The following is a 26,471-nucleotide window of genomic DNA, read 5'->3' as shown; positions in this document are numbered from 1 at the left end:
TGACGGAGTCAGATGCCCGCGATGGTCCGGGATGTCGCCAGAGCCTGTTCGGCGTAGCTCCGCCCGAAGAGCGTGGCATGCACCAGTAGGGGAAAGAGCTGGTGTATGCCGATGCGCTCCACCCAGCCGTCGGCCAGGGGAGTAGCCGCCTCGTAGTCCTCCAGGATCCGGTCCAGATACGGGCAGCCGAAGAGGCGGAGCATCGCGAGGTCGGTCTCGCGGTGCCCGCCGTGCGCGGCCGGGTCGATCAGCCGGACCCGGCCGTCCGCGCCCCACAGGACGTTGCCGTTCCACAGGTCGCCGTGCAGCCGGGCGGGCGGCTCGGCCGGCCCCGCGAGTTCCGGCAGCCGTTCGCAGACCCGCTCGACCACCGCGGCCTCGCCGGGACGCAGGGTCCCGTGGTCGACCGCGACACGCAGATACGGCAGCACCCGCTGCTCGGCGTACCAGCGCGGCCAGTCGCCGCCCGGCTCGTTGCGCATCGGGGCGAGGCCGATCCAGGCGTCGCGCGGCCCGTCCGGCGGGGCCGCCCCGAACGCCGGTGCCCCCGAGGAGTGCAGGGCGGCCAGGGAGCTGCCGAAACGCTTCGCCGCCTCGGCGTCCGGGTGTCCGGCATGGACCAGCTCGGTCACCATCCACCGCTCGTCGTGCCCCAGCACCTTCGGCACCGCGACGGCCCCGGCGGCGGCCAGCCAGCGCAGCCCGGCCACCTCGGCCCGCACCGCGCCCGGGCCGTCGCCGCGCTTGACCATGACCGCGGGACCGTCCATGAGCGTCACCTCGGCCACGGTGACCGAGCGCGCCCGCTCACCCGAGACCGGCCGCCCGGTGAGCCGGGCGGCCGCCGCGCCCGGCCCTTCGCCGTTGTCGACCATGGCGCCCAGGGTAGGGGCCGGCCGGGATCAGGAGCCCCAGGTGCCCTGGTCCACGGCGCAGTTCCACCCCGAGCCGTGCAGCTCGAACTTCACCTCGTACGCGCGGGTGTTCAGCAGATGTGTCTGCACCTTCACGCCGAGGCTGGTCTTCGTCTTCAGCGTCGCCGTGTACACCGACACCGTCTTCGACGTCTTGTGGCTGACCTTGCCGCCCTTGGCCGTGGCGCTGCCGAAGCGGATGTTCTTGACGTCCGTCACGGTGAACGTGACCTTCTTGAAGCTCGTGCTCGCGCTCTTGTTCTTGACGGCGAAGTACAGGCCGCCGTCGGTCACCCAGCTGCTCGAGTTCACGTAGAAGCGGCTCGGGAAGACGATGTCGACAGGGCAGCCGGTGCTCTGCGGCGCCTCGGCCCGCGCGGACGCGCCGGTGGCCAGCCCCAGCTGAGCGGCGGTGACGATGCCGGCGGCGGCCAGGACTTCCAAAGAAGGGCGCATACGGTTCACTACGGAGATACCTCCCCCTTGTGGTACTGATCGGACTGCAGCGAAGAATCGCACCTCGCTCGTCCGAAAGCAGGTGAATTCCCGCCGGATTCCCCCGATATGACGACGGGTTCCGCCCACGCCCGGGTGATGGCACCGCGCGCACGGCCTACGCCCCGACCGTGACCTCCACTCCGAGTTGACGGAGGGAGCCATGTCGATCAAGTCGAGCGGAGCGGCTTTCCCCGTAGACCGGACCGGGTTCAGTGGCAGGCCCTCGAACGGTGTCGCGAAAGGGCCTTGCGCGGGGCTGAGCGCTCTCCTGCCCGGCGGTGGCCGACCCGGCCGTCCGGACGGGGCGAGGCGGTTCGAGGGCTCGAAGTGGCTCGGGAGGCGTCATTGACATCACTGGTCCGTCAAATACCGTAGAACTCCGCACAGCATGTCGCACCGCTTTCGATATCTCGAACGACAGCCTGTGGGGCAGGGAACGGGACTCCCTCGCCCCACGCCCTCGACATGCGGAGGATCTCGTGACCCCACCCCTCGGCAGACGGGCCTTCCTCACCGCGGCCGCCACTGCCCTGACGCTGCCCGTCGGCGCCCTCGCCCAGGCCGCCCCGAACGAGCAGGTACGGCCCTTCCCGCTCACCGCGGTCAGGCTGCTGCCCGGCCCCTTCCTGGACAACCAGCGCCGCAACACCGCCTATCTGCGCTTCGTCGACATCGACCGGCTGCTGCACACCTTCCGGCTCAACGCCGGCCTGCCCAGCACCGCACAGCCCTGCGGCGGCTGGGAGGGCCCCACCGTCGAACTGCGCGGCCACTCCACCGGCCACCTGCTCTCCGGGCTCGCCCTCACCTACGCCAACACCGGCGACACCGCGCTGCGCGACAAGGGCGCCCGGCTGGTCGCCGCGCTCGCCGAGTGCCAGGCCGCGGCACCGGCCGCGGGTTACGGCCAGGGGTATCTCTCGGCGTTCCCGGAGAGCTTCTTCGACCGGCTGGAGGCCGGAACCGGCGTCTGGGCGCCGTACTACACCCTGCACAAGATCATGGCGGGGCTGGTCGAACAGCACCGGCTGGCCGGCAGCGGACAGGCCCTCGACGTCGTACTGGGCCTGGGGAAGTGGGTCGACCGGCGTACCGCGAAGCTGAGCTACGAGCGGATGCAGCGGGTGCTGGAGACGGAGTTCGGCGGGATGAACGACGTGCTCGCCGATCTGCACGCCCTCACCGGCGACGCCCGCTGGCTGCAGGTCGCCGAGCGCTTCACGCACGCCCGGGTCTTCGACCCCCTCGCGGCCGGTGAGGACCGGCTCGCCGGGCTGCACGCCAACACCCAGATACCGAAGATGGTCGGCGCCATGCGGCTCTGGCAGGAGGGACTGGCCGACCGCTACCGCACGATCGCCGAGAACTTCTGGCGCATCGTCACCGAGCACCACTCGTATGTGATCGGTGGCAACAGCAACGGCGAGGCCTTCCACGAACCGGACGTCGTCGCGGGCCAGTTGAGCAACAGCACCTGCGAGAACTGCAACAGCTACAACATGCTCAAGCTGACCCGGCTGCTGCACCTGCAGACCCCGGACCGCACCGACCTCCTCGACCACTACGAACGCACCCTGTTCAACCAGATGCTCGGCGAACAGGACCCGGACTCCGCGCACGGCTTCAACATCTACTACACCGGTCTCGCCCCGGGTTCCTTCAAACAACAGCCGTCCTTCATGGGCACCGACCCGAACGCCTACTCCACCGACTACGACAACTTCTCCTGCGACCACGGCACCGGCATGGAGACCCAGGCAAAGTTCGCCGACACCGTCTACACCCACGACGAACAGCGGCTGCTGGTCAACCTGTTCATCCCGTCCGAGGTCAAGTGGGCCGAGAAGAACATCACCTGGCGCCAGGAGACCGCCCTGCCCGACGCCTCCACCACCGTGCTCACCGTCACCGCGGGATCCGCCACCCACCAGCTCCTGGTCCGCGTCCCCGGCTGGGCCAGCGGCGCCCGGGTGAAGCTCAACGGCCGTACCCTGGCCCGACGTCCGGCGTCCGGCGGCTGGTTGACCCTGGACCGCACCTGGCGCACCGGCGACCGCGTCGAGGTCTCCCTGCCCATGCGCACAACCGTCGAGGCCACCCCCGACGACCCCGACGTCAAGGCCGTCCTGCACGGACCGGTCGTCCTGGCCGGCGCATACGGCGACACGGCGAACCCCTGGCTGCCCCGCCTGGACCCGGACTCACTCCGGCAGACCTCGGCCGCCCCGCTGACCTTCACCGCCACCGCCGACGGCGAGTCCGTCACCCTGCTGCCGATCGCCCGGGTCCACCACCAGCACTACACCGTCTACTGGCTCACCGGCCAACCCCCGTCTCCGCCACCGGAGTTCGCCGCCTGGCACCGCTTCGACGAGACCTCGGGCAGCACCGCGTCCGACGCCACCGGCAACGGCAGGACCGCCACCCTGGCGGGCGGCGCGACCTGGTCCACGGGCCACCTCGCCGGAGCCGTCGCCCTGGACGGCACCGACGGCCATGTCGCCCTCGCCGAGGACCTGCTGGCGGGCGCGTCCGCCTACTCCGTGACGACCTGGGTCAACCTCGCCGGACAGCCGGCCGGCTGGAGCCGTGTCTTCGACTTCGGCACCGGGGTCACCGCCAACATGTTCCTCACCCCGCTCAGCGACGCCGGCACCCTCCGCTACGCCATCACCGCGGGCGGCGCCGGAGCTGAGCAGCGCATCGACGCCGATCCGCTGCCCACCGACCGCTGGGTGCATGTGGCCCTCACCTACGGCGCCGGAACGGCCGTCCTCTATGTCGACGGCCGGGAGACGGGCCGCAACTCGGCGGTCACCGTCGAACCCCGTCACTTCGGCAACCACATCCGCGCCAACTACATCGGCCGCTCCCAGTACGCCGACCCGTACCTCAAGGCGTCCGTCGACGACTTCCGCGTCTACGGCAGGACGCTGACGCCGGCCGAGGTCACCGACCTGGCCGAGATGGGCTGACGATGAGCCGACAGCACAGCGGTGGGGTGACCCGACGGCAGGCCCTCGGCCTGGCAGCGGCAGCGGCGGCGGCGCTGGAGACCGGTCTGCCGCCGTCGCAGGCCGCGGCGAGCGGCGGCGACATTCCGCGCGACCGGTCCTTCGACGAGGGCTGGCTCTTCCTGAGGGGCGACGCCGACGGCGCGGAGAGACCGTCGTACGACGACACGGCCTGGCGTGCGCTGGACCTCCCGCACGACTGGAGCATCGAGGACCTGCCCTACGCCACTTCCACCGACGGCGCCGCCACCAGCGACCCGTCCCTGCTGGTCCTCAAGGACCCGGACCAGCCGCAGGCCCCGCAGGTGATCGGCCCCTTCGACACCGCGCACAGCCAGAACGGCGGCTCCACCGGCTACACCGTGGGCGGCCTCGGCTGGTACCGCAAGCACTTCGAACTCGAAGCAGAGCACACCGAGTTGCGCTTCGACGGCGTCTACCAGAACGCCGACGTCTGGCTCAACGGCGTGCACCTCGGCTTCCACCCCTACGGCTACACCTCGTTCGCGTACGACCTGAGCCCGCACCTCGACCGCACGGGACCGAACGTGCTCGCCGTCCGGGTCGACAACAGCGGCCGGAACAGCCGCTGGTACTCCGGCTCGGGCATCTACCGTCACACCTGGCTCACCGTGACCGGCGCGGTCCGCATTCCGCTCTGGGGTGTCCATGTGACCACCCCCGAGGTGAGCGCCCACCACTCGGTGGCCCATGTCGAGGTGACGGTCGAGGGTGCTCCGGCGGACGTGCGCGTCACCGTCCTCGACCCGCGCGGCGAGCCGGTCTCGGCGCGCAGTGCCGCCACCGACGCCAACGGCGTGGCCGTCCTCGACCTCCCGGTCCGCGCCGCCGCCCTGTGGTCCCCGGATTCGCCCAGCCTCTACACCGCCCGTGCCGAGGTCCTGGTCCGGGGCCGGGTCGTCGACACCGTGACCACCGCCTTCGGGATCCGCTCCCTGGTCTGGAACGGCGAGGCCGGCTTCCGGCTCAACGGCGAGACCGTCAAGATCACCGGCGGTTGTGTCCACCACGACCACGGGCCGATGGGCGCCGTCGCCCTCGACCGTTCCGAGGAACGCCGGGTCGAACTCCTCAAGGCGGCCGGTTTCAACGCCGTCCGCACCGCTCACAACCCGCCGACGCCCGCGCTCCTCGACGCCTGCGACCGGCACGGCATGCTGGTGATGGACGAGTTCTTCGACGTCTGGGACACCGGCAAGAACCCGCAGGACTACTCGCTGTACTTCGCCGAGTGGTGGGAGCGCGACCTCACCGGCACCGTCCTGCGCGACCGGAACCACCCCAGCGTGGTCATCTGGTCCCTGGGCAACGAGATCACCGACACGACGAACGGACAGCGGGGCGCCCAACTCGCCGCCGCCCTGCGCTCCCTGGACCGGACCCGCCCCATCACCCTCGGCGGCGGCTCCACCTTCAGTGCCGACGACCCCTCCTGGAGCTACGTCGACGTCGGCGACGTCCACTACAACGCCAACGGCAAGACGTACGGCCCGATGCACGCCGCCCACCCCGAGCGGGCCATGACCCAGAGCGAGGGCTTCCCGGCGACCATCTACCAGGACACCAGGTTCGTGGAGGAGAACGCCTGGGCCGTGGGCAACTGGGTGTGGGCCGCCTGGGACTACCTCGGCGAGTCCGGCATCGGCAAGACACCGATGGCCCCCGAGGGCACGGCCGCGTCCATCGGCGACCAGAGCGTCATGCCGGGCTGGTCCCTCGCCCGTACCCTGCACCACTCATGGGGCGGCTTCGGCTATCCGTACCCCTACTTCCAGGGCAACTGCGGCGACCTCGACCTGATCGGGCAGCGCAAGCCGCAGAACCACTGGCGGGCCGCGCTGACCGGCCGCAGCCCGGTGGAGCTCCTGGTGGAACGCCCGACCCTGCCCGGTACCGAGCAGGTCGCCGTCTGGTGGGGCTACTTCGACGAACTCGCCGGCTGGACCTGGGACGTCGCCCTCGACCACCCGATGACCGTGCACGTCTACACGCCCGGCGACGACGCCCGGCTCCTGCTCAACGGAACGAAGATCGCCCGGGCGGTACCCGAACGCGCCATGGCCACCTTCACCGTGCCCTACCGGCCGGGCGAACTGACGGCCGTCGCCTACCGCGACGGGGACGAGATCGGCCGTACGACCCTGCGCACGGTCGGCCCCCCGGCGGCCCTCCGCCTCGTCTCCGACGTACGCTCCCTGACCACCGCTCGTGACGACCTGGCCCATGTCCTCGTCGAGGTCACCGACGCGCGCGGCCGGCTCGTCCCCGACGCGACACTGCAGGTCGGCTTCGGGATCACCGGTGCCGGGCAACTCGCCGGGGTAGCCAACGGCAACCCCCACAACGTGGACAGCTTCAAGCAGCCACGCCGCCACACCTGGCACGGCAGGGCCCTGGCCGTCCTGCGCCCCGGCAAACAGCCAGGTCACATCACCCTCACAGCAACGGCGCCCGGACTGCGCCCCGCGAGCCTCACCCTGCCGGTGAAGAACGGGAAATCCGAGTAACTCCCTTGTTACGCAAGGATTGACGCGCCCCACGCGCCCCTCTAGTTTCTGATCGGTTTCCCGAACTGTGTCCGAAATCCCGGACATTCCCCCTCGTCTGGAGCGCACATGAACGGCACCCCCCTGTCGCGCCGTCACTTCCTCGGCATGGCCGCGACCGTCCCCATCGCCGCCACCGGCGCCCTCGCCCTCGGCGCCGGCAGCGCACAGGCCGCCACCAACTCGGCCTATGTGATGTGCTACTTCACCGAGTCCCCGGACATGCTGGCCGCCAACTACGGCCTGCACCTGGCCGTCAGCACCGACGGCCTCCAGTGGACGCCGCTCAACCAGAACGCCTCCGTCGCCACCCCCACGGCGGGCTCCCTCGGTCTGCGCGACCCGTTCATCCTGCGCAAGCAGGACGGCACCTTCGTGGTCCTCGCCACCGACCTGAACGGCACCGACTGGACCTACGTCAGCCAGTACATCCACGTCTGGGACTCCACCGACCTGCGCACCTTCACCGGCTACCGGCGGGTGAAGCTGCACGACATGGACACCCACGCCTGGGCGCCCGAGGCGTTCTGGGACGCGGGCCGCGGCGAGTACGGCGTCATCTACTCCGCCGTCAACTCCAGCGGCCACAACGTCATCATGATCAACTACACCGGCGACTTCATCACCGCCGGCGACCCCCAGGTCTTCTTCGACCCCGGCTACGACGTCATCGACGGTGACCTGGCCGTCGGTGTGAACGGCGTCAACTACCTCTACTTCAAGAAGAACTCGACCCTGGTCGGCGCCCGGTCCACCTCACTGGACCCGGGCAGCTTCACCGAGTTCAGCACGGCCGTCTCGCACAACGGCACCGAGGCCCCGGAACTGGTCAAGTCCCTCACGTCCAGCTCGACCTGGTACCTGTGGGGCGACACCTGGGACCCCAACGGCGTCTTCTACGCCTGGCAGACCAGTGATCTGTCCGCCGGCACCTGGACGGCTCTCGACCAGAAGACCTACACCCAGCCGCTGAACTCCAAGCACTGCGGCATCCAGCCGATCACCTCGACCGAGTACAACAACCTCGTCGCCAAGTGGGGCACCCCCGCCTGGAACCGGCTGAAGTCCTACAACTACCCGGCCCGGTACGTCCGGCACAGCAACTTCGTCGGCCGGATCGACGAGTACGCCTTCGACCCGTACACCGACGGGATGTGGACGCTGGTCCCGGGCCTGGCCGACAGCAGCGGAGTGTCCTTCCAGTCGGTCAACTACCCGACCCGCTACCTGCGCCACTACAACTACCAGCTGCAGCTCGACGTGAACGACAGCACGACGACGTTCGCCCAGGACGCCACGTTCTACAGGACTGCCGGCCTCGCCGACTCCTCGTGGTCGTCGTTCCGGTCGTACAACTACCCCACGCGCTACATCCGCCACTCCGACTACGTGCTGCGCATCGACCCCATCTCCACCAGCACGGAGCAGGCCGACGCCACGTTCTACGTCGGCTACTGACACGGCCGCGGGCCCGTCATCCGGCGACACGCCGGTGACGGGCCCGCTCACGCCCGAATGGCGGTGTGCCCCCGGTCGGGATTGACCCAGCCGGGCGGTGTTGGGCGTGTCGCCACCCCGGATGGGCGGTCCGAATGGTGCCGGGCGTGGTGCTGGCTGACGGTGGTTCATGTCGGAGCCGGGTCGTTTCAGCTGATGGAGTATCGGCACCCGGCCACGGCGGAAGGACACCGAGATGCGTTCTGCCCGCATGATCCTGGCGACGACGGCCGCCACGGCCGCCCTCGCCTTCTCCGCCCCCGCCGCCCAGGCCGCGGTGGCGGGGATCTGGGACGACGGAGGCCGTGACGACTCCTCCTACAGCAGCGACGACAGCAAGTTCGACCCCGAGTCCTACAAGGGCAGTGACAGCTCGGGGTCGGACGACCAGAGTGGCAAGGAAGACCAAGGGGGCAAGGGGGACCAGAGCGGGAAGGGAAAGGGCGACGACAGCCAGGGCAAGGGCAGCTCGTGGGGTGACGACGAGGAGAGCGGCAAGCCGCACGGTGGCATGCACACCGGCGGCGGCGGCCTCGCCACGCCCGGGGTCACGGCCGGCGGACTGGCCGTCCTGGGCGTAGCGGCCGCCGGCGCCTACGCGCTGCGGCGCAGGAGAGTCCCGGGGCCCGTGTCCTGATGGGCATACGTGTACGGGGCCGCGGCGTCGTCGGTGTTCGAGCCGTCGACGGCACCGCGGTCCCCGTTCCCGCCCAACCCGCTGCCGCGACCCAGAAAGGTGATCTCCGATGGCAGCTGGCGCCTCGTCCCCGAACCCCGACGAACCGAATACGGAAGACCCGAATACGCAGGCCCCGAATCCCGATGACCCGAACGGTCCCCAACGCGGCGGACTGCTGCCGGTGTGGGGCGTGGCCGTCGTGATGCTGGCCATGGCGCTGTTCGGCGGACACGGCAAGGCCTCCGACATCGCGGGCACCATGCCGGCCGAGAGCGCCGGCGCCGCCCCCGAGGCCGATCCGCGCCGGACCGGCGAGGCGCTGCCCCGGTCCACACCGACCCGTCTGGTCATCCCGAAGATCTCCGTCGACGCCCCCTTCACCACCCTCACCATCGGCTCCTCGGGTCAGCTCCAGCCCCCGCCGGCCGACGACATCAACCTCGTCGGCTGGTACGCCAGGGGCATCTCGCCCGGCGAGGCGGGCACGGCGATCATCGCCGGGCACGTCGACACCAAGATCTCGGCGGCCGTCTTCGCCCGGCTGGACGAACTCGGGCGCGGCGACCGGTTCACGGTGGACCGGGCCGACGGCACGAAGGCGGACTTCGTGGTCGACGACGCCGACACCTTCGCCAAGGACGACTTCCCCAGCGAACGCGTCTACGCGGACACCCGCCGCCCCGAGGTGCGCCTGATCACCTGCGCCGGCGACTACGACCACGACGTCAAGGACTACACGGAGAATCTGGTGGTCTTCGGCCACCTCGTCTGATATCGAACGCATGATCGCGTGTCGGACGGCACAGATTGAGCCACGGCCAGGGGTGGGCAGCCATAAGCGAGGTCATGATCGCCTTGAAGGGACATGAGACTCATGACGCTTGTGGCGCCTCCCCCCATACCCAGGGCGGCGGGCTCGCTCCCGCTGCTGGGTCACGCCGTACAGCTCGGCCGGGACAACCTCGCCTTCATCGCCGGACTCCGGGAGAAGTACGGCCCGCTGGTCGAGATCACCCTCCAGCCGGGCACCCGCACCATCGTCGTACAGGACCCCGAACTCATCCGGACGATGCTCACCGACCTGGGGCCGAGCCTCGACAAGGGCCGGTTCTTCGAGAAGATGGGCCAGCTCATGGGCCAGTCGGTGGTCACCGTCGCCGGACAGGAGCACGTCCGGAAACGGCGGCAACTGCAGCCTGCTTTCGGCCGCGCCGAGATCGCCCGTTACGTCGACCTCATGCGCGGCGAGGTCGACTCCGCCGTCGACGAATGGACGCCGGGTCAGGACCTGGACGTCCGTGAGGCGATGGTCAAACTCTCCCTCGACATGCTCGTGAAGACGGTGTTCTCGGGCAGCATCAATGCAGAAACGTTTGCTCAACTGCGTCGCGACCTCTCCGTCGTCATGAACGGGGTAGGCGTGCGCATCATGCTGCCCGACTGGTTCGAACGCCTGCCCATCCCCTTCAACCGCCGCTTCGACCGCGCCCGCGACGACGCCCGCGCGACCATCAACGGCGCCATCGCCGCACTCCAGGCCTCCGGCCACGGCACCGGGGACATGCTCTCCCTGCTGATGGCCGCCACCGACGAGTCGACGGGGCAGCCGCTGACCGAGGACCAGATCTGCTCCGAGATCCTCACGCTGGCCGTGGCGGGCACCGAGACCACGGCCTCCGTCCTGTCCTGGGTCCTCTACGAGCTCGCCCGCAACCCCGAGATCGAGTCCCGGGTCCTCGCCGAACTCGGTGCGGTGCTCGGCGACCGCCCCGTGGCCTTCGAGGACGTCACCCGGCTGCCCTACCTGGACCGCGTGATCAAGGAGGCGCTGCGCCTGCACCACACCGGCTGGCTGGTCACCCGCCGGACGATGACCGAGACCCGGCTGGGCGACTGGACCCTGCCGCCCGGCACCGAACTCGCCTACTGCCAGCACGCCCTGCACCGCGACGCGGCCTACTTCCCCGACCCCCTGACCTTCGACCCCGACCGCTGGCTGGACGGCGAACAGGCCCTCCCGCAGGGCGCGTTCCTGCCCTTCGGCGCGGGCAAGCACAAGTGCGTCGGAGACCGGTTCGCGGTCACCGAACTGATCACCGCCATAGCCACCGTGCTCCGGCGGGTACGACTGGAGCTCGCCCCCGGCCAGACCGTCCGGCCGGTGGCCCGGGCGACGGTCCGTCCCCGCACCCTCGTCATGAAGGTACGGCCGCACGCCGAGGCCGACTGACGAATGCACCGCAGCTCTCCGGGGTCGGCCGGGCGGTTCAGCCGCCCGTCGACTCCCGCACCACCAGGCGGAAGGGTCCGGCGAACTCCTCCCGCTCCGGCCCGGACCCGGCCCGGTCGATACGCGACGCCAGCAGGGCGACCGCGCGCTCGGCCATCAGGTCGTGGTCCGGGTCGACGGTGGACAGCGAGGGCACGAGGTACGCGCTCTCGTCGACATTGTCGAAGCCGATCACCCTGACCTGCTCCGGCACCCGGAGCCCGGCGTCGGCGAGGGCGCGCAGCACGCCCATGGCCACCGTGTCCGTGACACAGAACGCCCCGTCGAGGACCAGCCCGTCCGCCAGCCGCTCCCGTAGCCGGCGGGCGGCATCCTGCATGGTGAGCGACTCGACGGTCACCACCAGCTCCGGATCCGCCGGCAGCCCCGCCTCCGCGAGCGCCCGCAGATACCCGGCGTGCCGCAGGCTCGACACATCGACCTCGCCGCCCAGCCGTCCGCACACGATGGCGATCCGCCGGCAGCCCCGCTCGACGAGATGGCGTGTCGCCGCCTCGGAGGCGGCCTCGTTCGGCATGGCGACATGGTCCACGGGACCGCCGAAGATCCGCTCGCCCAGGATCACCACCGGATGGTCGACCTCCAGCGCCTCGACATCCGCCGGGCCCATCCCGACCGTGCTGAGGATGAGGCCGTCGTAGAGCCGGTTGCGGGACAGGGCGAGGGCCGCCAGCTCGCTCTCCCGGCGGGCCCCGGTCTGCTCGATGCTGACCCGCAGGCCGTGCCGGTCGGCGGCCGCGATGATCGAGGCGGCCAGCCGGCCGTAGTACGGGCGGTTGATCTCCGGGACGGCCAGGCCGATCGTCCCGGTGCGGCCCTTGCGCAGATTGCGGGCGGCGACGTTGACCCGGTAGTCGAGCCGGGTCATCGCCTCCAGGACGCGGTCCCGGGTGGCCGGGCGGACGTTGGGATGGCCGTTGATCACATTGGAGACGGTCATCGCCGAGACTCCGGCCGCCCTCGCCACGTCCTGGATCGTCGTCACACTCACTCCCGGCTGCCGTCCTCGCCAAGACGATAGAGGGCGGCACCATGGGCGGGCAGCTCGGCCACCAGCCGGTGGCCGTCGTAGGCGGTGTCGGTGCGGGTCCAGACCTCCCGTATCCGGTCGCCGGGTCCGGCCCCGATCGACCCCAGCGGCACCTCGAACCGGCGCTCCTCGCCCGTCAGCGAGAACACGGCCGCGTACCGGGTGCGCCCGTCGGAGTCCCCGGCGGTCCACAGCACCAGGTCCCGCTCCCGCAGCACCTCCCGGTTGCCGGTGCTGTGCCACAGGACGTCGAGGGCCTCGTCGTTGGTGAGCAGTTCGATGGTCTCGGGCGGACTGGTGGGCAGGTCGCCGCCCATCATCAGCGGCGAGCGGGAGATCAGCCAGAGGGTGAGCAGGCTGACCTGCTCGGGGCGGGTGAGACGGGAGTGACGGTCCTCGCCGCGCTCCGCGCGGATACCGATATGGCCCAGCGGCAGCATGTCGGCGTCCGCCCAGCCCGGTTGCCCCTGCCACGGCGCCCAGCGGGCCATGCGCGCGAACTGCGCCTCGACGTCCTCCCACCGGTCCCACAGGTCGTCGCAGACCCGCCACATGGTGGCGTGCTCCCGCAGATGGTCCAGGCGGGCCACCGACATGTCCGTGCCGGGGGAGAGGCTGAGCTCGATGGGCCGTCCGCTGCGCTCGATCGCCCGTGCGTAGGCGGCGATCTCCCTTTCGTGGTACGGGAAGAGCATGTCGTCGGCCTTGACGAAGTCGACGCCCCAGTCGGCGAACTGTGCGACCTGCGCGTCGTAGTAGGCCTGGGCGCCGGGGTGGTCGTGGTTCAGGCCGTAGTTGTCGGAGTTCCAAGGACACACGGAGTCGGTGTCGGCCACGTCGGCGGCCGTGTACTCCGTCCCGAACACCGGGAGTTTGGCCTCCACGGCGCGTCGGGGGATGCCCCGCATGATGTGCAGCCCGAACCGCAGGCCCATGCCGTGCACCCGCTCGGCCAGCGGCCCGAACCCGGCCCCGGCCACGGCGGAGGGGAACCTGTTCGGGGCGGGGAGCTGGCGGCCGTGGTCGTCGAGGACGAGCGGTGCGTCGGGGTTGTAGCCGTGGGCGCGGGCCGTGGGCTCGTACCACTGGATGTCCACGACCACCGTGTCCCAGCCGCGCGGCAGCAGGTGCTCGCGCATGAACTCCGCGTTGGCGAGGACCTCCTCCTCGGTGACGGTGGTGCCGTAGCAGTCCCAGCTGTTCCAGCCCATCGGCGGACGCAGGTGCCGTGCGGGCAGCGGACGTGCGGATCGGGTCATGTGCGCACTCCTGGGGTCAGCGCTGGTCGAGGGGGGCCTGGACGGTGACGAACGAGTGGGGCGGGAGGGTGAGCTTGAGGCCGTCGGCGGTGACGGTCACACCCTCGAAGGCCCGCGGCGCCACCGACGTGGACGCCTCGGGCGTGTTGTGGTCCTGGAGCTTGTCGGCCGTCAGGATGCGGGCGGTCGGCTCGCCGAGGGTGCCGCCGCGCAGGTCGAGGGTGATCTCGGCGGGTTCCCCGGCGTCCAGGTTGCTCACCGATATCAGGACCTGGCCGTCCTTGACGCTGGCGGAGGCGGAGAGGGTGTCGAGTTCGGCGTCCCCGACGCGGCGGCGGGCGCCCTCGGCGCGCAGGTGCACCGGGAGCGAAGTCGCGTCCTGGTGGCCCTTGTTCATCTCGAAGACGTGGTAGGTCGGGGTCAGCACCAGGGCGTCGCCGTCGGTGAGGAGCATGGCCTGGAGCACGTTGACGGTCTGGGCGATGTTGGCCATGTGCAGGCGCGCCGCGTGCTTGTGGAAGATGTCGAAGTGGGTGCTCGCCACCAGCGCGTCCCGCAGGGTGTTCTGCTGGAAGAGGAAGCCGGGGTTGGTGCCGGGCTCCACGTCCCACCAGGTGCCCCACTCGTCCAGCACCAGGCCGACCGTGCGGCCCGGGTCGTAGACGTCCATGACCGTGGAGTGGCCGGCGAGGATGCGGTCGATGCGGCGGGCCGACAGCATCGTGCGGTAGTAGTCCTCGGCGTCGAACTCCGTGGCGCTGCCCTTGGCCTCCCAGGGGCCCGCGAGGGTGTAGTAGTGGACGGACAGGCCCTGGAAGAAGTTCTTCGGGGTGGCCTCGCAGCCGAAGCAGCTGATCTGCTGCATCAGGGTCTCGGTCCACTTGTAGTCGGCGTCGGAGGCGCCCGACGCGATGCGGTAGAGCTTGTTGTCGCCGTGGTCGCGGCAGTAGGTGGCGTACTGGCGGGCCAGGTCGGCGGAGTACTCGGCGCGCATGTTGCCGCCGCAGCCCCAGGTCTCGTTGCCGATGCCCCAGTACTTCACCCGCCAGGGCTCCTCGCGGCCGTTCTCCTTGCGCAGCCGCACCATCGGGCTGTCGCCGTCCCGGGTGAGGTACTCGACCCACTCGCTCATCTCGCGGACGGTGCCCGAGCCGACGTTGCCGCTGATGTAGGGCTCGGCGCCGAGGAGTTCGCACAGGGCCATGAACTCGTGGGTGCCGAAGTGGTTGTTCTCCTCGACATTGCCCCAGTGGGTGTTGACCATCCGGGGGCGCTGCTCGCGCGGGCCGATGCCGTCCCGCCAGTGGTACTCGTCGGCGAAGCAGCCGCCGGGCCAGCGGAGGTTGGGGATGTCCAGGGCGCGCAGGGCTTCGACTACGTCGAGGCGGATACCGCCCTCATGGGGGACGGGGGAGTCCTCGCCGACCCAGAAGCCGCCGTAGATGCAGTGTCCGAGGTGCTCGGCGAAGTGGCCGTAGAGATGGCGGCTGATCGTCGGGCCCTCGATGTCGAGGTTGATGATCGCGGTGGCGGTGGACACGGGTGCTCCTGTCGGGATCCGGTACAGCGGGGCAGCGGGGCAGTGGTAATCAAGAGATCCTTTGTATCGATAAAAACGTTGCCATCGGTTCCGGGTGAGCGTCAAGGGTGCGGTGCGGGAGGGAAGGCGCGGGCGCGAAAAGCGGACGGCTCACCTCCCCTCTGACACAAGGGAGGTGAGCCGGGTGAGCGAGGAGATCAGACCGCCGGGGACGGGAACGTCGGGTACTCCACGCCCGAGACGTGCTGGACGACCCGGACCACCTGGCAGGAGTAGCCGAACTCGTTGTCGTACCAGAGGTAGAGGATCGCGTTGTCGCCTTCCACCTTCAGCGCGCCGGCGTCGACGATCGACGCGTGCCGCGAGCCGATGAAGTCGCTGGAGACCGCGTCGGGAGCGGTGATGAAGTCGATCTGGCGCTTCAGCGGCGAGGTCAGCGACACCTCGCGGAGGTAGTCGAGGACCTCCTCACGGGAGGCCTCGCGGGCCAGCTGGAGGTTGAGGATCGCGATCGACACGTCCGGCACCGGCACCCGGATCGAGCTGCCGGTGATCCGCGCCTTGAGGTCGGGCAGCGCCTTGGCGACGGCGGAGGCGGCACCCGTCTCGGTGATCACCATGTTGAGCGGCGCGGACCGGCCGCGACGCTCGGACTTGTGGTAGTTGTCCAGCAGGTTCTGGTCGTTGGTGAACGAGTGGACCGTCTCCACGTGCCCGCGCAGCACCCCGTACTCGTCGGCCATCGCCTTCAGCGGCGGCACGATCGCGTTGGTGGTGCAGGACGCGCACGACAGGATCTGCTCGTCCGGCTTGATCGTGTCGTGGTTGACGCCGTGCACGATGTTCGGGACGTCGCCCTTGCCGGGCGCGGTCAGGACGACCTTCTCGATACCCGGGCGCAGGTGGTTCGACAGACCCTCGCGGTCGCGCCACTTGCCCGTGTTGTCGATGAGGATGGCGTCCCGGATGCCGTACTCCGTGTAGTCCACGGCGGACGGGTCGTCGGCGTAGATCACCTTGATCTCGTTGCCGTTGGCGAGGATCGTGCTGTTCTCCTCGTCGACGGTGATCGTGCCCTGGAACTGGCCGTGGATCGAGTCGCGGCGCAGCAGCGAGGCGCGCTTGACGATGTCCTCGCCGCCGCCACCGCGCACCACGATGGCCCGCAGCCTGAGGCCGTTGCCGGAGCCGGACTTCTCGATGAGCAGCCGGGCGACCAGGCGGCCGATGCGGCCGAAGCCGTACAGGACGACGTCCCGCGGCTCCCGCTGCTCGATCTTGTTGGCGCCGGTGGCCCCGGCGACCGCCTCCGCGGTGAACGCCTCGACGCTCAGACCCCGGTCGTCCGCCTTGTGGGTGGCGGCGAGCATGCCGATGTCGATCTGGGAGGGGCCGAGGTCCAGCGTGGTGAGCGCCTGGAGGAAGGGCATCGTCTCGGTGACCGAGAGCTCGGCGCCGTCGATCTGGCGGGCGAAGCGGTGGGTCTTGAGGATGCTGACCACCGACTTGTTCACCAGGGAGCGGCTGTGGAGGAGGACCGTCACGTCCCGCTCCCGGTGCAGCTTCCCGATGATCGGGATCATCGACTCCGCGATCTCCTCGCGATGCTTCCAGTTGGTGAACGAGTCGTCGTTGACAGTCACAGATCCATCTCTCGATCGAGCTAGGTGGCGCTCATATGCTAAACCGAGGGGTGAATGATCGATCAAGGGGGTCCCTATGTGATGCGGGTCGCGTGGGTCCGAACCGGTGCGGAAGACCGCGAGAAGCGCCGGTGTCGCGTTGCGCGACCGCTTGTCACTGCCGATGGTCGGAACGTGAGCACGTCCTCCGTTCCGCGGCCCGAGTCGCCCGCGAAGTTCGCTCCCGCCCGCCCGGCGGTCGTCCGCCGCCCTCCTTCCGGCCTGCTGCCCGCCCTCGCGCTGTTCACGGCGGTGCGGCTCGCCGGAGTGGCCGTCGTCGTCGTGGCCAACCACGCCATGGGACACCCGCTGGTCAAGAACCTGGCCCACCTCTGGGACGCCCGCTGGTACCTGCACATCGCCGCACACGGCTACGGGGACCTCATCACCATCACCCGCAGGGGAGCCGTACAGACCGACTGGGCGTTCTTCCCGCTCTACCCCGGGCTCGTCCGCGCCCTGACGACGATCCTGCCGCTCACTCCTGGCAAGGCCGCACTGGCCGTCGCCTGGACCGCCGCCGTCGTCGCCGCGTGGGGCGTCTACCGGATCGGCGATCACCTGTACGGCCGATCCGTGGCCACCGCGCTCGTCGCCCTGTGGGCCGTACTGCCCCAGTCGGTCGAACTCACCGTCGCCTACACCGAGTCCCTCTTCTCCGCCCTCGCGGCCTGGTCCCTGTACTGCCTGCTCAAGGGCCGTTGGCTGGGGGCCGGCGTACTGGCCACGCTGGCGGGGCTCTCGCGTCCCAGCGGCTTCGCGGTCGCGGCGGCCGTGCTGGTCGCGGGCGCGTACGAAGCGGTACGACGGCGTGGGCGCGTCCCGGCCGGGCTGTGGGCGGGATGCCTGCTCGCCCCGCTCGGCTGGCTCGGCTACGTCCTGTGGGTGGGGCAACGGACGGGCAGCCTGCTGCACGGCTACTTCGAGGTGCAGAGCGCCTGGGACTCCCGCTTCGACTTCGGCCGGGGATCCCTGCTCCTCCTCAAGAGCCTGCTGCTGCACGGCGGCGCCTTCGTCTACGCGGCGTCCCTGGTGATCGTCGCCGTGGGGATCCTGCTGTTCTGCCTGCTCTGCCTGGACCGGGCCCCGCTGCCCCTGGTGGTCTTCGCGGGCGTCCTGCTCCTGGTGGTCCTGGGCGGCTCGGGCTCCTTCTCCTCCAAGCCCCGCTTCCTGCTCCCCGCCTTCCCCCTGCTCATGCCCCTGGCCTGCGCCCTGGTCAGGAGCTGGCGCAGCCGACCGGCCCAGGCCGTGGTCGTCGTCGGCGCGCTCACCGCGGTCTCCTTGCTGTTCGGGGCGTATGTCGTGGCGGTCGCCCGGTCACCCCTGTGACGGCCAGGTGTCCCTCAGATCGGCGGCCACGTCGAGGAGCAGGTCCCGGAAGACGTCCGCCAGCGGGGTGAGGGCGGTGTCGGACCTGGTCACGGCGTGCAGGTCGCGGTGGAGCGGCGGGTCGGCGAGCGGGCGGTGCGTGGTGCCGGGGGCCCGGGTGAGGGCCAGCCGGGAGACGAGGGCGACGCCGATGCCGGTTCCGACGAGCGCCTGGGCGAGGTCGTACGACGCCGTCTGGAAGCGGATCCGGGGAGTGAAACCGGCGCTGTTCGCCGCCCGGTCGAGCTGCTCGCGGGCGGCGTGTCCGGCCAGGATGGTCACCCAGGACTCGTCGCGGAGCTGCTCCAGGCGCAGGGGTGTGCCGGCGGGGGACCCGGTGACCAGCGGGTGGTCGTCGGGCAGGACGATGACCATCGGGTCCCGCAGCAGTGTGTGCACGGTGATGTGCGGGGAGGGTTCCGGGGGCAGGGCCCAGGAGGCGATCACCGCGACGTCGAGCTCGCCCGCCGTGACCCGTTCGACGCCGCGGTCGGACAGCAGGTCCTCCACCGACACGTCCGCCTGCGGACAGCGGTGCCGCAGCGCGGTCAGGGCGGGCGGGAGCAGATGCAGCCCGGCGGCCAGGAAGGCGCCGACCCGAAGGCGCAGCGACAGACGGCCGAGGAGCGCGGCGAGCCGCTCACCGGCCAGTTCCGTCTGCTCGTCGATGACCCGGCCGTGCTCCGCGAGCAGCGCCCCGGCCGGTGTGAGCGACGCCCCGCGCGGCCCGCGCACCACCAGCGGCGCGTTCCAGTCCCGCTCCGCACGGGCCACCTGCTGGGTCACCGCAGCCGGGGTCACACCGAGGGCGTGGGCGGCGCCGGTCAGCGAGCCATGACGGTCGATCATGGCGAGCAGGCGCAGCTGCCCGGGATCCGAGGTCATCACTAAGACATCTTAATGCTGACCCTCATGGCTCTAACTTCTCTTCATGCGCGGCCCGCGCCAGCCTGGTGACAGATCGTCCACCCGCACCAGATCGTCCCCCGCACCAGGAAGAAGGTCGGCCGCGCCGTGCCCATCCATCTGCCCCTCTTCGTGATCACCACCTGGCTGCTGGCCATGCTCCCGGGCGCCGGGCAGGCCCTCATGATCCGGCAGACCCTGGAGTTCGGCCCCCGGCCCGCCCGGGCCACGATCGCCGGCAACGCCACCGGACTGCTCGTCTGGTCGACCGCCGCCGCGGTGGGCCTCTCCGCCGTGCTCCTCGCCAACCCGCACGCCTATCTGCTGGTGCGGCTCGCGGGCGGAGCTGTGCTGCTGGTGCTGGGAGTCAACACCCTCAGGTCGGCGGCGAGGCAGGGCGCCGCCTCGGCCTCCGGCCCGGGTGCCACGACGGCGGGTCCCGCCGGACTCCGGGGTGCGTACGGCGCCGGACTCGGTACGGCGCTGGGCAACCCGAAAGCCGGTGTCTTCGCCGTCTCGGTGCTGCCCCAGTTCGTCACGACGGACGGTCCCGTGCTTCTGAGCACCATCGCGCTGGGCGCCCTCTGGGCCCTCGTCAACGTCTGCTGGTACCTGCTCTTCACCTGGGCCGTCGGCCGGGGCCGGGCCCTGGTGTCCCGCCCGGCGGTGCGGCGCGGGCTGAACATCGTCACCGGCGTGGTGCTGTGCGCACTGGGCGTCGCGGTGGCCGGGGGAGTCTGACCGGCGCGGACGAAGACCGGTGGCGCCGAACACCACAACGTGTTCGGCGCCACCGAGGCTGTACGGCCTTCGGCCTAGCGGGGGTTGAAGACCACGCTGGCGAAGCGGACGCTGCCGGGCGCCGAGTGCCCGGGGCCGAGCCGGCGAGCGGTGCCCTTGCACTTCTGCTTGCTGTAGACGACGAGCGCCTTCTTCGTCGAGTTCTGCGGCCCGCGCGCCTCCTGCGCCATGTCGAGGCACTTGCGGTCCGGCGGGTTCTGGATGGCGTACGCCGTGCCCTTCGGCCCCACCCAGACGAACGAACCCTGGGCGGCGGACGCCGGACCCATGGTGATGACGGCTAGGGCGAGCCCGCCGAGAGTGACGGCGAGCGGACGGCTGAGACGCATCGTGATGTCCTTCGTGAGCGATGAAAACGGTGACGACGGGGACGGCGGAAAGGCCGAGGCCCGACGCCATCACACACCGTCACCGCGTCCGGACGCCCCGCCGACACGGAAACGTCCCACGTCCGGGCGACAACCGTCGGCGTGTCGTGACGCTCCGGCCCGGCCCGGCACTCATACGAGTGCCATGACCAACGCGAGCGCGACGGTGAGCGCCGACAGACCGACCATCGCGGTCCGCCACGGGAAGCCGGGAGACGGGACCGAGACCGGGACCAGGGTCGGGGTCGGGGTCGGGGCCGGGGGCGCCGGGTCGGGGGCGCGCTCAGCCAGATGGGGGCTGTCCAGCCAGTAGGCGTCGGACAACTGGACGAAGGAAGGGGTGTCGCTGAGGCCCATGCCTGTTTCAACGTCCCCGCCCCGGACGGGAGTCGGAGTGACCGGTGCCGTCACACCATCGGGGCACCCGGCCCTCGAAGGATCACTCCGCGGGCTGGGCAGCGGCCCCGGGGAAGCCCGAACACCCCTGCGGGGAACGGAACGTCCCCGGCTGTGCGGGTGACACATGCGGCACACGATCCGTCGGCGATTCATTACGGGAATTCCGGGACCAAAGAGTAAGTTCCCGACCATTGCTGAGAAGGTGTCACCGGCAGACGGGGCAAGGCATGAACACGGACGACCGCGGCGCGGTGACGACCGGGATCGCGCGGCTGCACGCGGCGCCCGGACTCGCCGGGCCCGGCCGGTTCGGACTGGTGACCAACCACACCGGCGTCCTTCCCGACCTGCGCCCGGCCGCGCCCGCGCTGCTCGACGCCGGAGCCCGGCTGGCCGCCCTCTTCGGCCCCGAGCACGGACTGCACGGCACCGCCCAGGCCGGAGCGGGCGAGGCCGCCGGGACGGACCCCGACACCGGCCTCCCGGTCTACGACACCTACCGGTGCAGCGGTGAGCGGCTCGACAAGATGCTGATCGACAGCGGCGTCGACGCCCTGGTGTACGACCTGCAGGACATCGGGGCCAGGTTCTACACCTACGTGTGGACCATGTTCGACCTCATGGTCTCGGCGGCCCGTACCGGCATCCGGTTCCTGGTCGCCGACCGGCCCAACCCGCTCGGCGGACTCGTCTGCGAGGGCCCGCTGCTCGACCCGGTGTGGGCGAGTTTCGTCGGGCGCGCTCCGATCCCCGTCCGGCACGGACTCACCTGCGGTGAACTCGCCCGGCATCTCAACGTCTCGGCCGTGCCCCGAGCGGCGGGCAGGGCCGCCGACCTGACGGTGATCGAGATGACCGGCTGGCGGCGCGCCATGGACGCGGCGGCCACCGGCCTGCCGTGGATCGCGCCCTCGCCCAACATTCCGACGCCCACCACGGCCGCCGTCTACCCGGGCACCTGCCTCTTCGAGGGGACGAACCTCTCGGAGGGCCGGGGCACCACACAGCCCTTCGAGATCGTCGGCGCCCCGTACATCGACGCCCGGTTCGCCCCCGCCCTGGCCGAACTCGCCCTGCCCGGAGTGCACTTCCGTGATCTGCGGTACCGGCCGGCCTTCCACAAGCACGCCGGGCGGCCGCTGCGCGGGGTACAGCTCCACATCACCGACCGCGAGGCGTTCATGCCCGTACGCACCGCCGTCGCCATGCTCGCCACGCTACGGCGGCTCCACCCGGACGACTTCGCCTGGCACACCGCCGACGAGGGCGCCGAGGACACCGGCCACCGGCACTTCGTCGACCTGCTGTGGGGCTCCGACCGGTTGCGGCGCGCCGTTGACGCGGGCGACGACCCGCTGCCGCTCCGCGAACCACCGGTCCCGCCCGGCCGGTGGGCCGGCGACGACGTCCTGCTCTACGCCTGAGACGTGCCGCACCACCTGCCGCGAGATCTGTCGCAAGCCCTGTCGCAAGATCTGCCGTACGCCCGGAAGGACGACCCCGCCGATGACCGACCGTACGACGACGACCCGGCCGGGGATCCGTGGCTTCCGCGCGGGCGACGGTCCGGGGGTGGTGGAGGCGTGGCGCCGGAGCGCGCCGGCCGATCCCATCACCCCGGACCGCTTCCGTTCCCTGGTGCTGCTCGACCCCAACTTCGACCCGGAGGGCCTGCGGATCGCCGTCGACGGTGACCGTGTCGTCGGTGCCGCCTACGCGGTGCGCCGGCTGACGCCGCTGGCCGGCACCGATCTGGAGCCGGAGCAGGGCTGGATCCCGTTCTTCTTCGTCGACCCGGCGGCCCGCGGACGCGGTCTCGGCCGCCTGCTGCTGACCGAGGCCCTGGACTGGCTGCGCGGCCACGGCCGTTCCCGGGTGGACTTCTCCTCGTACACCCCGAACTACGTCTTTCCCGGTCTCGACGCCGAGGCGTACCCCGAGGCGGCCGGACTCCTCGACTCGCTGGGCTTTCGCACGCTGTACGAGGCGGCGGCGATGGACCGTGTGCTGACCGGCTACCGCTTCCCGGACGCCGTCGCCCGCCGCCTGGACGAACTGACCGCGCGGGGCTACCGGTTCGCCACCCCGTCCGACGACGACCTGGTCGATCTCCTCGCCCTCGCCGGGAGCCGTTTCGGCCCGGACTGGGCGTGCACGATCCGGGCGTGCCTGACGGTGGGTACACCGCTCGACCGGATCGTCACCGCCCGGGACCCCGCGGGCCGCATGGTCGGCTGGGCGATGCACGGCGCGTTCGACTCGGTGGACGAGCGGTTCGGCCCGATCGGGGTGCTGGAGGAACTGCGCGGCACCGGACTCGGCGAAGTCCTCCTGCACCTGGTCCTGCAGCGGATGCGGGCCCTGCGCGCCCACTCCGCGTGGTTCCTGTGGACCGGCGCACAGTCCCCGGCCGGCCACCTGTACCGCAAGACCGGCTTCACCACGACCCGGGTGTTCCGCGTGCTGCGCCGGGAGACCGACCGGTGACGCCGTCCCTGAGCCGCCGTCACTTCGCCCTCGCGCTGCCCTCGGCGCTGCTCGTCTCGGGCTGCGCCGCGCCGCACCGGGGCACCGGGCGGCCCGGGGACCCGGTCGTCCTCACCCTGCTCTCCCACTACGCGAGCGGGGAGCTCAAGACTGCTCTGCAGGGCCCGGTCGACGAGTGGAACGCCCTGCACGACCGGGTCAAAGTGCAGACGAAAGCCGTCGAGTTCACGGATCTGCTGACCACGTTCATGGTCCGGCAGGCCGCGGGCCAGGGCGCCGACATCCTCCATCCCTACTGCCTCTGGAACGGCCAGCTCGTCCAGGCAGGCGTCCTGCGGCCCGCGCCTCCCGAGCACGCCGAGGAGATCAGACGGGGTTACGGTGCGGCCGCTGTCGGCTCCGCGACCGTCGGCGGCAGCGTGTACGGCTACCCGACCGAAATGCAGACCTACGCCCTCTACTACAACAGGCGGCTGCTGCGCGAGGCCGGTGTCGACCGCCCGCCGCGCACCTGGCAGGAACTGGAGGACACGGCGTACCGCACCGCCAGGCGGGACGGCTACGGCAACGCGCTGGTCCAGGGGTTCGGGCTGTCGACCTTCGACGACTCCACCACCGTCGGCCAGACCCTCGCGCTGCTCAACGCCGCCGGCGGGCGGTTCGTCTCGGCGGACGGCAGACGCACCGCCATCGACTCGCCGGCCGGCCGGGCCGTGTTCGATCTGGAGCGCCGCCTGGTCGCCAAGGGCGCGAGCGACCCCGGCGTCAACGTCTACAACGCGTTCGCTTCCGGGCAGGTCGCCATGGTGATCAGCGCCGGCTGGTGGACCGCGAACCTGAAGGCCCTGATGGGCAAGGGCTATCGCGACGTCGGTGTGGCGCCGGTGCCCCTCCCGGAGGCGGACGGCAGGCGCGCCACCCTCTCCACCGGCTTCATGCTCGGGGTCAACACGGCCAGCGAACGCCCGCGCGAGTCCTGGGAGTTCCTGCGCTGGCTCAACACCGAGAAGGTGCGCGGCGCGACCCGGATGAGCGCCCTGCAGGTGTCGGTCGGCTCCCTGACCGGCCGTGCCGACGACATGCGGACCCTCCTCGGCGAAGGCGGCGATCCCAATCTCCACCCGTTCCTGGACGCGCTGGCCTACGCGGTGCCGGAGCCGAACGTGCCCGGCGCACAGCAGGCCAAGTCACTGCTCCGCAAGAACATCGAGGCGTTGTGGACCGGCCAGCAGTCGGTCGACGAGGCCCTGCGCACGACCCGCCGCCAGGTCGACCAGGAGGTGTCCCTGTCATGGTGAACGCCACCCTGGCACCGGAGGCGACCGAGCGGGCGGCGCGCGACAAGTCCGCCGCCGGCGTCCGCGGCCGTGCCCGGCACCGGCGCCGCCAGGCCGTCGTCGCCTACCTCTTCCTGGCGCCGACGCTGCTGTTCTACGCCGTCTTCCTCCTCCTGCCGCTCGGCTTCGCGCTCCTGCTGTCGATGTCCCGCTGGGCCGGGTTCGACCTCGACGGCATCGATCCGGTCGGCCTGGACAACTTCGCCGGTCTGTTCGCGGACGGCTCGACGTTCCTGGCGCCGATCCTCACCAACACCCTGCTGTTCGCCCTCGGCACCGTGGTGCTCGCGCTCGCCGGCTCCGTGCTCGTCGCCACCTGCATCGACAAGCTCCGCTTCCAGGGCCTGTGGCGCACCCTGTACTTCCTGCCGATCGTCACGACCGTCGTGGCCGTCGGCAACGTATGGAAGTACATGTACGAGCCGGGCGGCCTCGTCAACGGCGTCCTCAACGCCCTCGGCCTCGGCTCGGTGGCGTTCCTCCAGGACCCGGACACCGCGCTGCCCGCGGTCGTGGTCGTCCAGGCCTGGGCGTCGGTCGGCTCGGCGGTCCTGGTGCTGACCGCCGGGCTGAAGTCCATCCCGGAGTCGTACTACGAGGCCGCCGCGCTCGACGGCGCAGGCTCCGGCACCGTCTTCTGGAGGATCACCCTGCCGCTGCTGCGGCCGTCCATGCTGTTCGTGTGCATCACCCAGTTCCTCACCGGACTGCAGTCGTTCGCGCTGATCATCGTGATGACCAAGGGCGGTCCTGGGGACGCGACGAACGTGGCCGCCCTTGAGATGTACCGGCAGGCCTTCTCCTACGGCGACTGGGGCACCGCGAGCGCCGCCGCCTTCGTGCTGTTCACGGTGGTCCTCGCGGTCACCCTGGTCCAGTTGTGGCTCTTCCGGCGCAAGGGGGAGGACGCGTGATCCGCCGCCGTTTCCCGTGGCTGTCGTACCTGCTGGTCATCACCGGCGCCGTGCTCACGGTGGTGCCGTTCCTCGACATGGTGATGACGTCCTTCAAAGGACCCGACGAGGCCGGCACACTGCCGTACCGCTTCCTGCCGAAGGCGTTCGACCTGTCCAACTACCGGGCGGCGATTCACCAGTTGGACCTGCCGGTGCTCTTCCGCAACAGCGTCGTCGCCACGGGCATGATCACCGGCTCGGTGCTGCTCACGTCGTCCCTCGCGGGCTACGCGCTCGCCAAACTCCGCTTCCCCGGCCGGGACTTCGTCTTCCGTCTCGTCCTTTCCACGATGATGTTCCCGCCGTTCCTCTTCTTCATCCCGCACTTCCTGATCCTGGTGCACTGGCCGCTCGCGGGCGGCAACGACGTGCTCGGGCGCGGCGGCGCGGGCCTGACCGTGAGCATCGTGGCGCTCGCCATGCCGTTCCTGGTGAGCAGTTTCGGGATCTTCCTGACGCGCCAGTTCATGATCTCCATCCCCGACGAGGTCCTGGAGGCCGCGCGCATCGACGGCGCCGGGGAGTTCGCGGTGTGGTGGCGGATCGTCGTCCCGCAGACCAGGCCGGTGCTGGTCACGCTCGCCCTGCTGACCTTCGTCGACGCGTGGAACGAGTACATCTGGGCGCTGCTGATCTCGACCGCGAACCCGGATGTGATGACCCTGCCCGTCGGCATCCAGTTCCTCCAGGACTACGTCGACCCGACCCGCACGCTGCCCATCGTGATGGCCGGGCTTGTGCTGAGCATCCTGCCGGTCCTTGTCCTCTTCCTGCTGCTGCAGAAGCACTACATCCGGGGCGTCATGCTCAGCGGCCTCAAGTAGTCGCCGACTCTTGGTCTGAACCATTGACATGTACGTGAACCCGGGCCTTCAATGC

22 protein-coding genes are annotated in these 26,471 nt (G+C 70.6%); 13 read left to right on the top strand and 9 right to left on the bottom strand.

Features of this window, described 5'->3' with window-relative positions; all coding sequences use genetic code 11:
* Positions 1 to 8 precede the first annotated feature (8 nt).
* Together ACIRR9_RS27415 and ACIRR9_RS27410 are read right to left on the bottom strand one after the other, a co-directional pair.
* Entirely contained in the window at positions 9 to 875 is an 867-nt protein-coding gene (locus ACIRR9_RS27415) for a fructosamine kinase family protein (protein ID WP_403756836.1), read from the bottom strand.
* A 27-nt stretch (positions 876 to 902) separates the two neighbouring features.
* A complete protein-coding gene (locus ACIRR9_RS27410; protein ID WP_403756834.1) occupies positions 903 to 1,370 on the bottom strand; it encodes a hypothetical protein in 468 nt (155 codons plus the stop codon).
* A gap of 521 nt (positions 1,371 to 1,891) precedes the next feature.
* On the opposite strand from ACIRR9_RS27410, the gene ACIRR9_RS27405 reads away from it, so the two are divergent.
* The 6 genes from ACIRR9_RS27405 (at position 1,892) to ACIRR9_RS27380 (ending at position 11,399) form a co-directional block, all read left to right on the top strand.
* Positions 1,892 to 4,387, top strand: a complete 2,496-nt coding sequence (locus ACIRR9_RS27405; protein WP_403756831.1) for a beta-L-arabinofuranosidase domain-containing protein — start codon at positions 1,892 to 1,894, stop codon at positions 4,385 to 4,387.
* 2 nt (positions 4,388 to 4,389) lie between these two features.
* Entirely contained in the window at positions 4,390 to 6,954 is a 2,565-nt protein-coding gene (locus tag ACIRR9_RS27400; protein WP_403756828.1) for a glycoside hydrolase family 2 TIM barrel-domain containing protein, read from the top strand.
* Between the two features lie 108 nt (positions 6,955 to 7,062).
* The gene (locus ACIRR9_RS27395; RefSeq protein WP_403756825.1) at positions 7,063 to 8,451 is read left to right on the top strand and encodes a glycoside hydrolase family 43 protein; all 1,389 of its coding nucleotides are present in this window, start codon (positions 7,063 to 7,065) and stop codon (positions 8,449 to 8,451) included.
* Between the two features lie 235 nt (positions 8,452 to 8,686).
* Positions 8,687 to 9,127 carry a hypothetical protein gene (locus tag ACIRR9_RS27390; protein WP_403756822.1) on the top strand — a complete coding sequence of 147 codons (441 nt, stop codon included), beginning with the start codon at positions 8,687 to 8,689 and terminating at the stop codon, positions 9,125 to 9,127.
* A 109-nt stretch (positions 9,128 to 9,236) separates the two neighbouring features.
* The gene (locus ACIRR9_RS27385) at positions 9,237 to 9,941 is read left to right on the top strand and encodes a class F sortase (protein WP_403756819.1); all 705 of its coding nucleotides are present in this window, start codon (positions 9,237 to 9,239) and stop codon (positions 9,939 to 9,941) included.
* Positions 9,942 to 10,043: 102 nt separating this feature from the next.
* Positions 10,044 to 11,399: a cytochrome P450 gene (locus ACIRR9_RS27380; protein ID WP_403756816.1), complete on the top strand. Its 1,356-nt coding sequence runs from the start codon at positions 10,044 to 10,046 to the stop codon at positions 11,397 to 11,399.
* Positions 11,400 to 11,436: 37 nt separating this feature from the next.
* On the opposite strand, the gene ACIRR9_RS27375 is transcribed toward ACIRR9_RS27380, so the two are convergent.
* The 4 genes from ACIRR9_RS27375 to ACIRR9_RS27360 all read right to left on the bottom strand — a co-directional run bounded on the left by ACIRR9_RS27375 (position 11,437) and on the right by ACIRR9_RS27360 (position 16,931).
* Positions 11,437 to 12,444 carry a LacI family DNA-binding transcriptional regulator gene (locus ACIRR9_RS27375; RefSeq protein ID WP_403756814.1) on the bottom strand — a complete coding sequence of 336 codons (1,008 nt, stop codon included), beginning with the start codon at positions 12,442 to 12,444 and terminating at the stop codon, positions 11,437 to 11,439.
* 2 nt (positions 12,445 to 12,446) lie between these two features.
* Positions 12,447 to 13,748 carry a glycoside hydrolase family 27 protein gene (locus ACIRR9_RS27370; RefSeq protein WP_403756811.1) on the bottom strand — a complete coding sequence of 434 codons (1,302 nt, stop codon included), beginning with the start codon at positions 13,746 to 13,748 and terminating at the stop codon, positions 12,447 to 12,449.
* A gap of 16 nt (positions 13,749 to 13,764) precedes the next feature.
* Positions 13,765 to 15,288, bottom strand: coding sequence for an alpha-N-arabinofuranosidase (locus tag ACIRR9_RS27365; RefSeq protein ID WP_403756808.1), 1,524 nt, complete (start codon positions 15,286 to 15,288; stop codon positions 13,765 to 13,767).
* 197 nt (positions 15,289 to 15,485) lie between these two features.
* Entirely contained in the window at positions 15,486 to 16,931 is a 1,446-nt protein-coding gene (locus ACIRR9_RS27360; RefSeq protein ID WP_365338448.1) for a glyceraldehyde-3-phosphate dehydrogenase, read from the bottom strand.
* 174 nt (positions 16,932 to 17,105) lie between these two features.
* Between ACIRR9_RS27360 and ACIRR9_RS27355 the strand changes: the two genes are divergently transcribed.
* The gene (locus ACIRR9_RS27355; protein WP_403756805.1) at positions 17,106 to 18,299 is read left to right on the top strand and encodes a hypothetical protein; all 1,194 of its coding nucleotides are present in this window, start codon (positions 17,106 to 17,108) and stop codon (positions 18,297 to 18,299) included.
* Here the strand turns inward: ACIRR9_RS27355 and ACIRR9_RS27350 are convergent.
* A complete protein-coding gene (locus ACIRR9_RS27350) occupies positions 18,288 to 19,223 on the bottom strand; it encodes a LysR family transcriptional regulator (protein WP_403756803.1) in 936 nt (311 codons plus the stop codon). The genes ACIRR9_RS27355 and ACIRR9_RS27350 overlap by 12 nt on opposite strands.
* A gap of 129 nt (positions 19,224 to 19,352) precedes the next feature.
* Between ACIRR9_RS27350 and ACIRR9_RS27345 the strand changes: the two genes are divergently transcribed.
* On the top strand, positions 19,353 to 19,985 hold the full coding sequence (locus ACIRR9_RS27345; protein ID WP_403756800.1) for a LysE family translocator: 633 nt from the start codon (positions 19,353 to 19,355) through the stop codon (positions 19,983 to 19,985).
* Between the two features lie 74 nt (positions 19,986 to 20,059).
* Here ACIRR9_RS27345 and ACIRR9_RS27340 read toward each other — a convergent pair whose 3' ends face one another.
* A complete protein-coding gene (locus tag ACIRR9_RS27340) occupies positions 20,060 to 20,374 on the bottom strand; it encodes a hypothetical protein (RefSeq protein WP_403756797.1) in 315 nt (104 codons plus the stop codon).
* 171 nt (positions 20,375 to 20,545) lie between these two features.
* The gene (locus ACIRR9_RS27335) at positions 20,546 to 20,770 is read right to left on the bottom strand and encodes a hypothetical protein (protein ID WP_403756794.1); all 225 of its coding nucleotides are present in this window, start codon (positions 20,768 to 20,770) and stop codon (positions 20,546 to 20,548) included.
* A 269-nt stretch (positions 20,771 to 21,039) separates the two neighbouring features.
* On the opposite strand from ACIRR9_RS27335, the gene ACIRR9_RS27330 reads away from it, so the two are divergent.
* The 5 genes from ACIRR9_RS27330 (at position 21,040) to ACIRR9_RS27310 (ending at position 26,416) form a co-directional block, all read left to right on the top strand.
* Positions 21,040 to 22,236, top strand: a complete 1,197-nt coding sequence (locus ACIRR9_RS27330; protein ID WP_403756791.1) for an exo-beta-N-acetylmuramidase NamZ domain-containing protein — start codon at positions 21,040 to 21,042, stop codon at positions 22,234 to 22,236.
* An 82-nt stretch (positions 22,237 to 22,318) separates the two neighbouring features.
* Positions 22,319 to 23,299: a GNAT family N-acetyltransferase gene (locus ACIRR9_RS27325; protein WP_403756788.1), complete on the top strand. Its 981-nt coding sequence runs from the start codon at positions 22,319 to 22,321 to the stop codon at positions 23,297 to 23,299.
* Positions 23,296 to 24,597, top strand: coding sequence for an ABC transporter substrate-binding protein (locus ACIRR9_RS27320; protein WP_403756785.1), 1,302 nt, complete (start codon positions 23,296 to 23,298; stop codon positions 24,595 to 24,597). Before ACIRR9_RS27325 ends, ACIRR9_RS27320 begins: the two co-directional genes overlap by 4 nt.
* Complete coding sequence (locus ACIRR9_RS27315) at positions 24,591 to 25,550, top strand: carbohydrate ABC transporter permease (protein WP_403756782.1); 960 nt, start codon at positions 24,591 to 24,593, stop codon at positions 25,548 to 25,550. The genes ACIRR9_RS27320 and ACIRR9_RS27315 overlap by 7 nt, the downstream gene beginning before the upstream one ends.
* The gene (locus ACIRR9_RS27310; RefSeq protein ID WP_403756778.1) at positions 25,547 to 26,416 is read left to right on the top strand and encodes a carbohydrate ABC transporter permease; all 870 of its coding nucleotides are present in this window, start codon (positions 25,547 to 25,549) and stop codon (positions 26,414 to 26,416) included. Before ACIRR9_RS27315 ends, ACIRR9_RS27310 begins: the two co-directional genes overlap by 4 nt.
* Positions 26,417 to 26,471: the final 55 nt, after the last annotated feature.

The sequence above is a fragment of the Streptomyces sp. NPDC101234 genome (assembly GCF_044767525.1).
In the GTDB taxonomy this organism is placed as follows: Bacteria; Actinomycetota; Actinomycetes; order Streptomycetales; family Streptomycetaceae; genus Streptomyces; species Streptomyces sasae.
This window is presented reverse-complemented; position numbering and strand designations above follow the sequence as displayed.

Coding starts and splice junctions, on each gene's coding strand:
- ACIRR9_RS27415 (WP_403756836.1), bottom strand. CDS start 875: ATGGTCGACAACGGCGAAGGGCCGGGCGCGGCGGCCGCCCGGCTCACC.
- ACIRR9_RS27410 (WP_403756834.1), bottom strand. CDS start 1,370: ATGCGCCCTTCTTTGGAAGTCCTGGCCGCCGCCGGCATCGTCACCGCC.
- ACIRR9_RS27400 (WP_403756828.1), top strand. CDS start 4,390: ATGAGCCGACAGCACAGCGGTGGGGTGACCCGACGGCAGGCCCTCGGC.
- ACIRR9_RS27395 (WP_403756825.1), top strand. CDS start 7,063: ATGAACGGCACCCCCCTGTCGCGCCGTCACTTCCTCGGCATGGCCGCG.
- ACIRR9_RS27390 (WP_403756822.1), top strand. CDS start 8,687: ATGCGTTCTGCCCGCATGATCCTGGCGACGACGGCCGCCACGGCCGCC.
- ACIRR9_RS27385 (WP_403756819.1), top strand. CDS start 9,237: ATGGCAGCTGGCGCCTCGTCCCCGAACCCCGACGAACCGAATACGGAA.
- ACIRR9_RS27380 (WP_403756816.1), top strand. CDS start 10,044: ATGACGCTTGTGGCGCCTCCCCCCATACCCAGGGCGGCGGGCTCGCTC.
- ACIRR9_RS27370 (WP_403756811.1), bottom strand. CDS start 13,748: ATGACCCGATCCGCACGTCCGCTGCCCGCACGGCACCTGCGTCCGCCG.
- ACIRR9_RS27350 (WP_403756803.1), bottom strand. CDS start 19,223: ATGACCTCGGATCCCGGGCAGCTGCGCCTGCTCGCCATGATCGACCGT.
- ACIRR9_RS27340 (WP_403756797.1), bottom strand. CDS start 20,374: ATGCGTCTCAGCCGTCCGCTCGCCGTCACTCTCGGCGGGCTCGCCCTA.
- ACIRR9_RS27335 (WP_403756794.1), bottom strand. CDS start 20,770: ATGGGCCTCAGCGACACCCCTTCCTTCGTCCAGTTGTCCGACGCCTAC.
- ACIRR9_RS27330 (WP_403756791.1), top strand. CDS start 21,040: ATGAACACGGACGACCGCGGCGCGGTGACGACCGGGATCGCGCGGCTG.
- ACIRR9_RS27325 (WP_403756788.1), top strand. CDS start 22,319: ATGACCGACCGTACGACGACGACCCGGCCGGGGATCCGTGGCTTCCGC.
- ACIRR9_RS27315 (WP_403756782.1), top strand. CDS start 24,591: ATGGTGAACGCCACCCTGGCACCGGAGGCGACCGAGCGGGCGGCGCGC.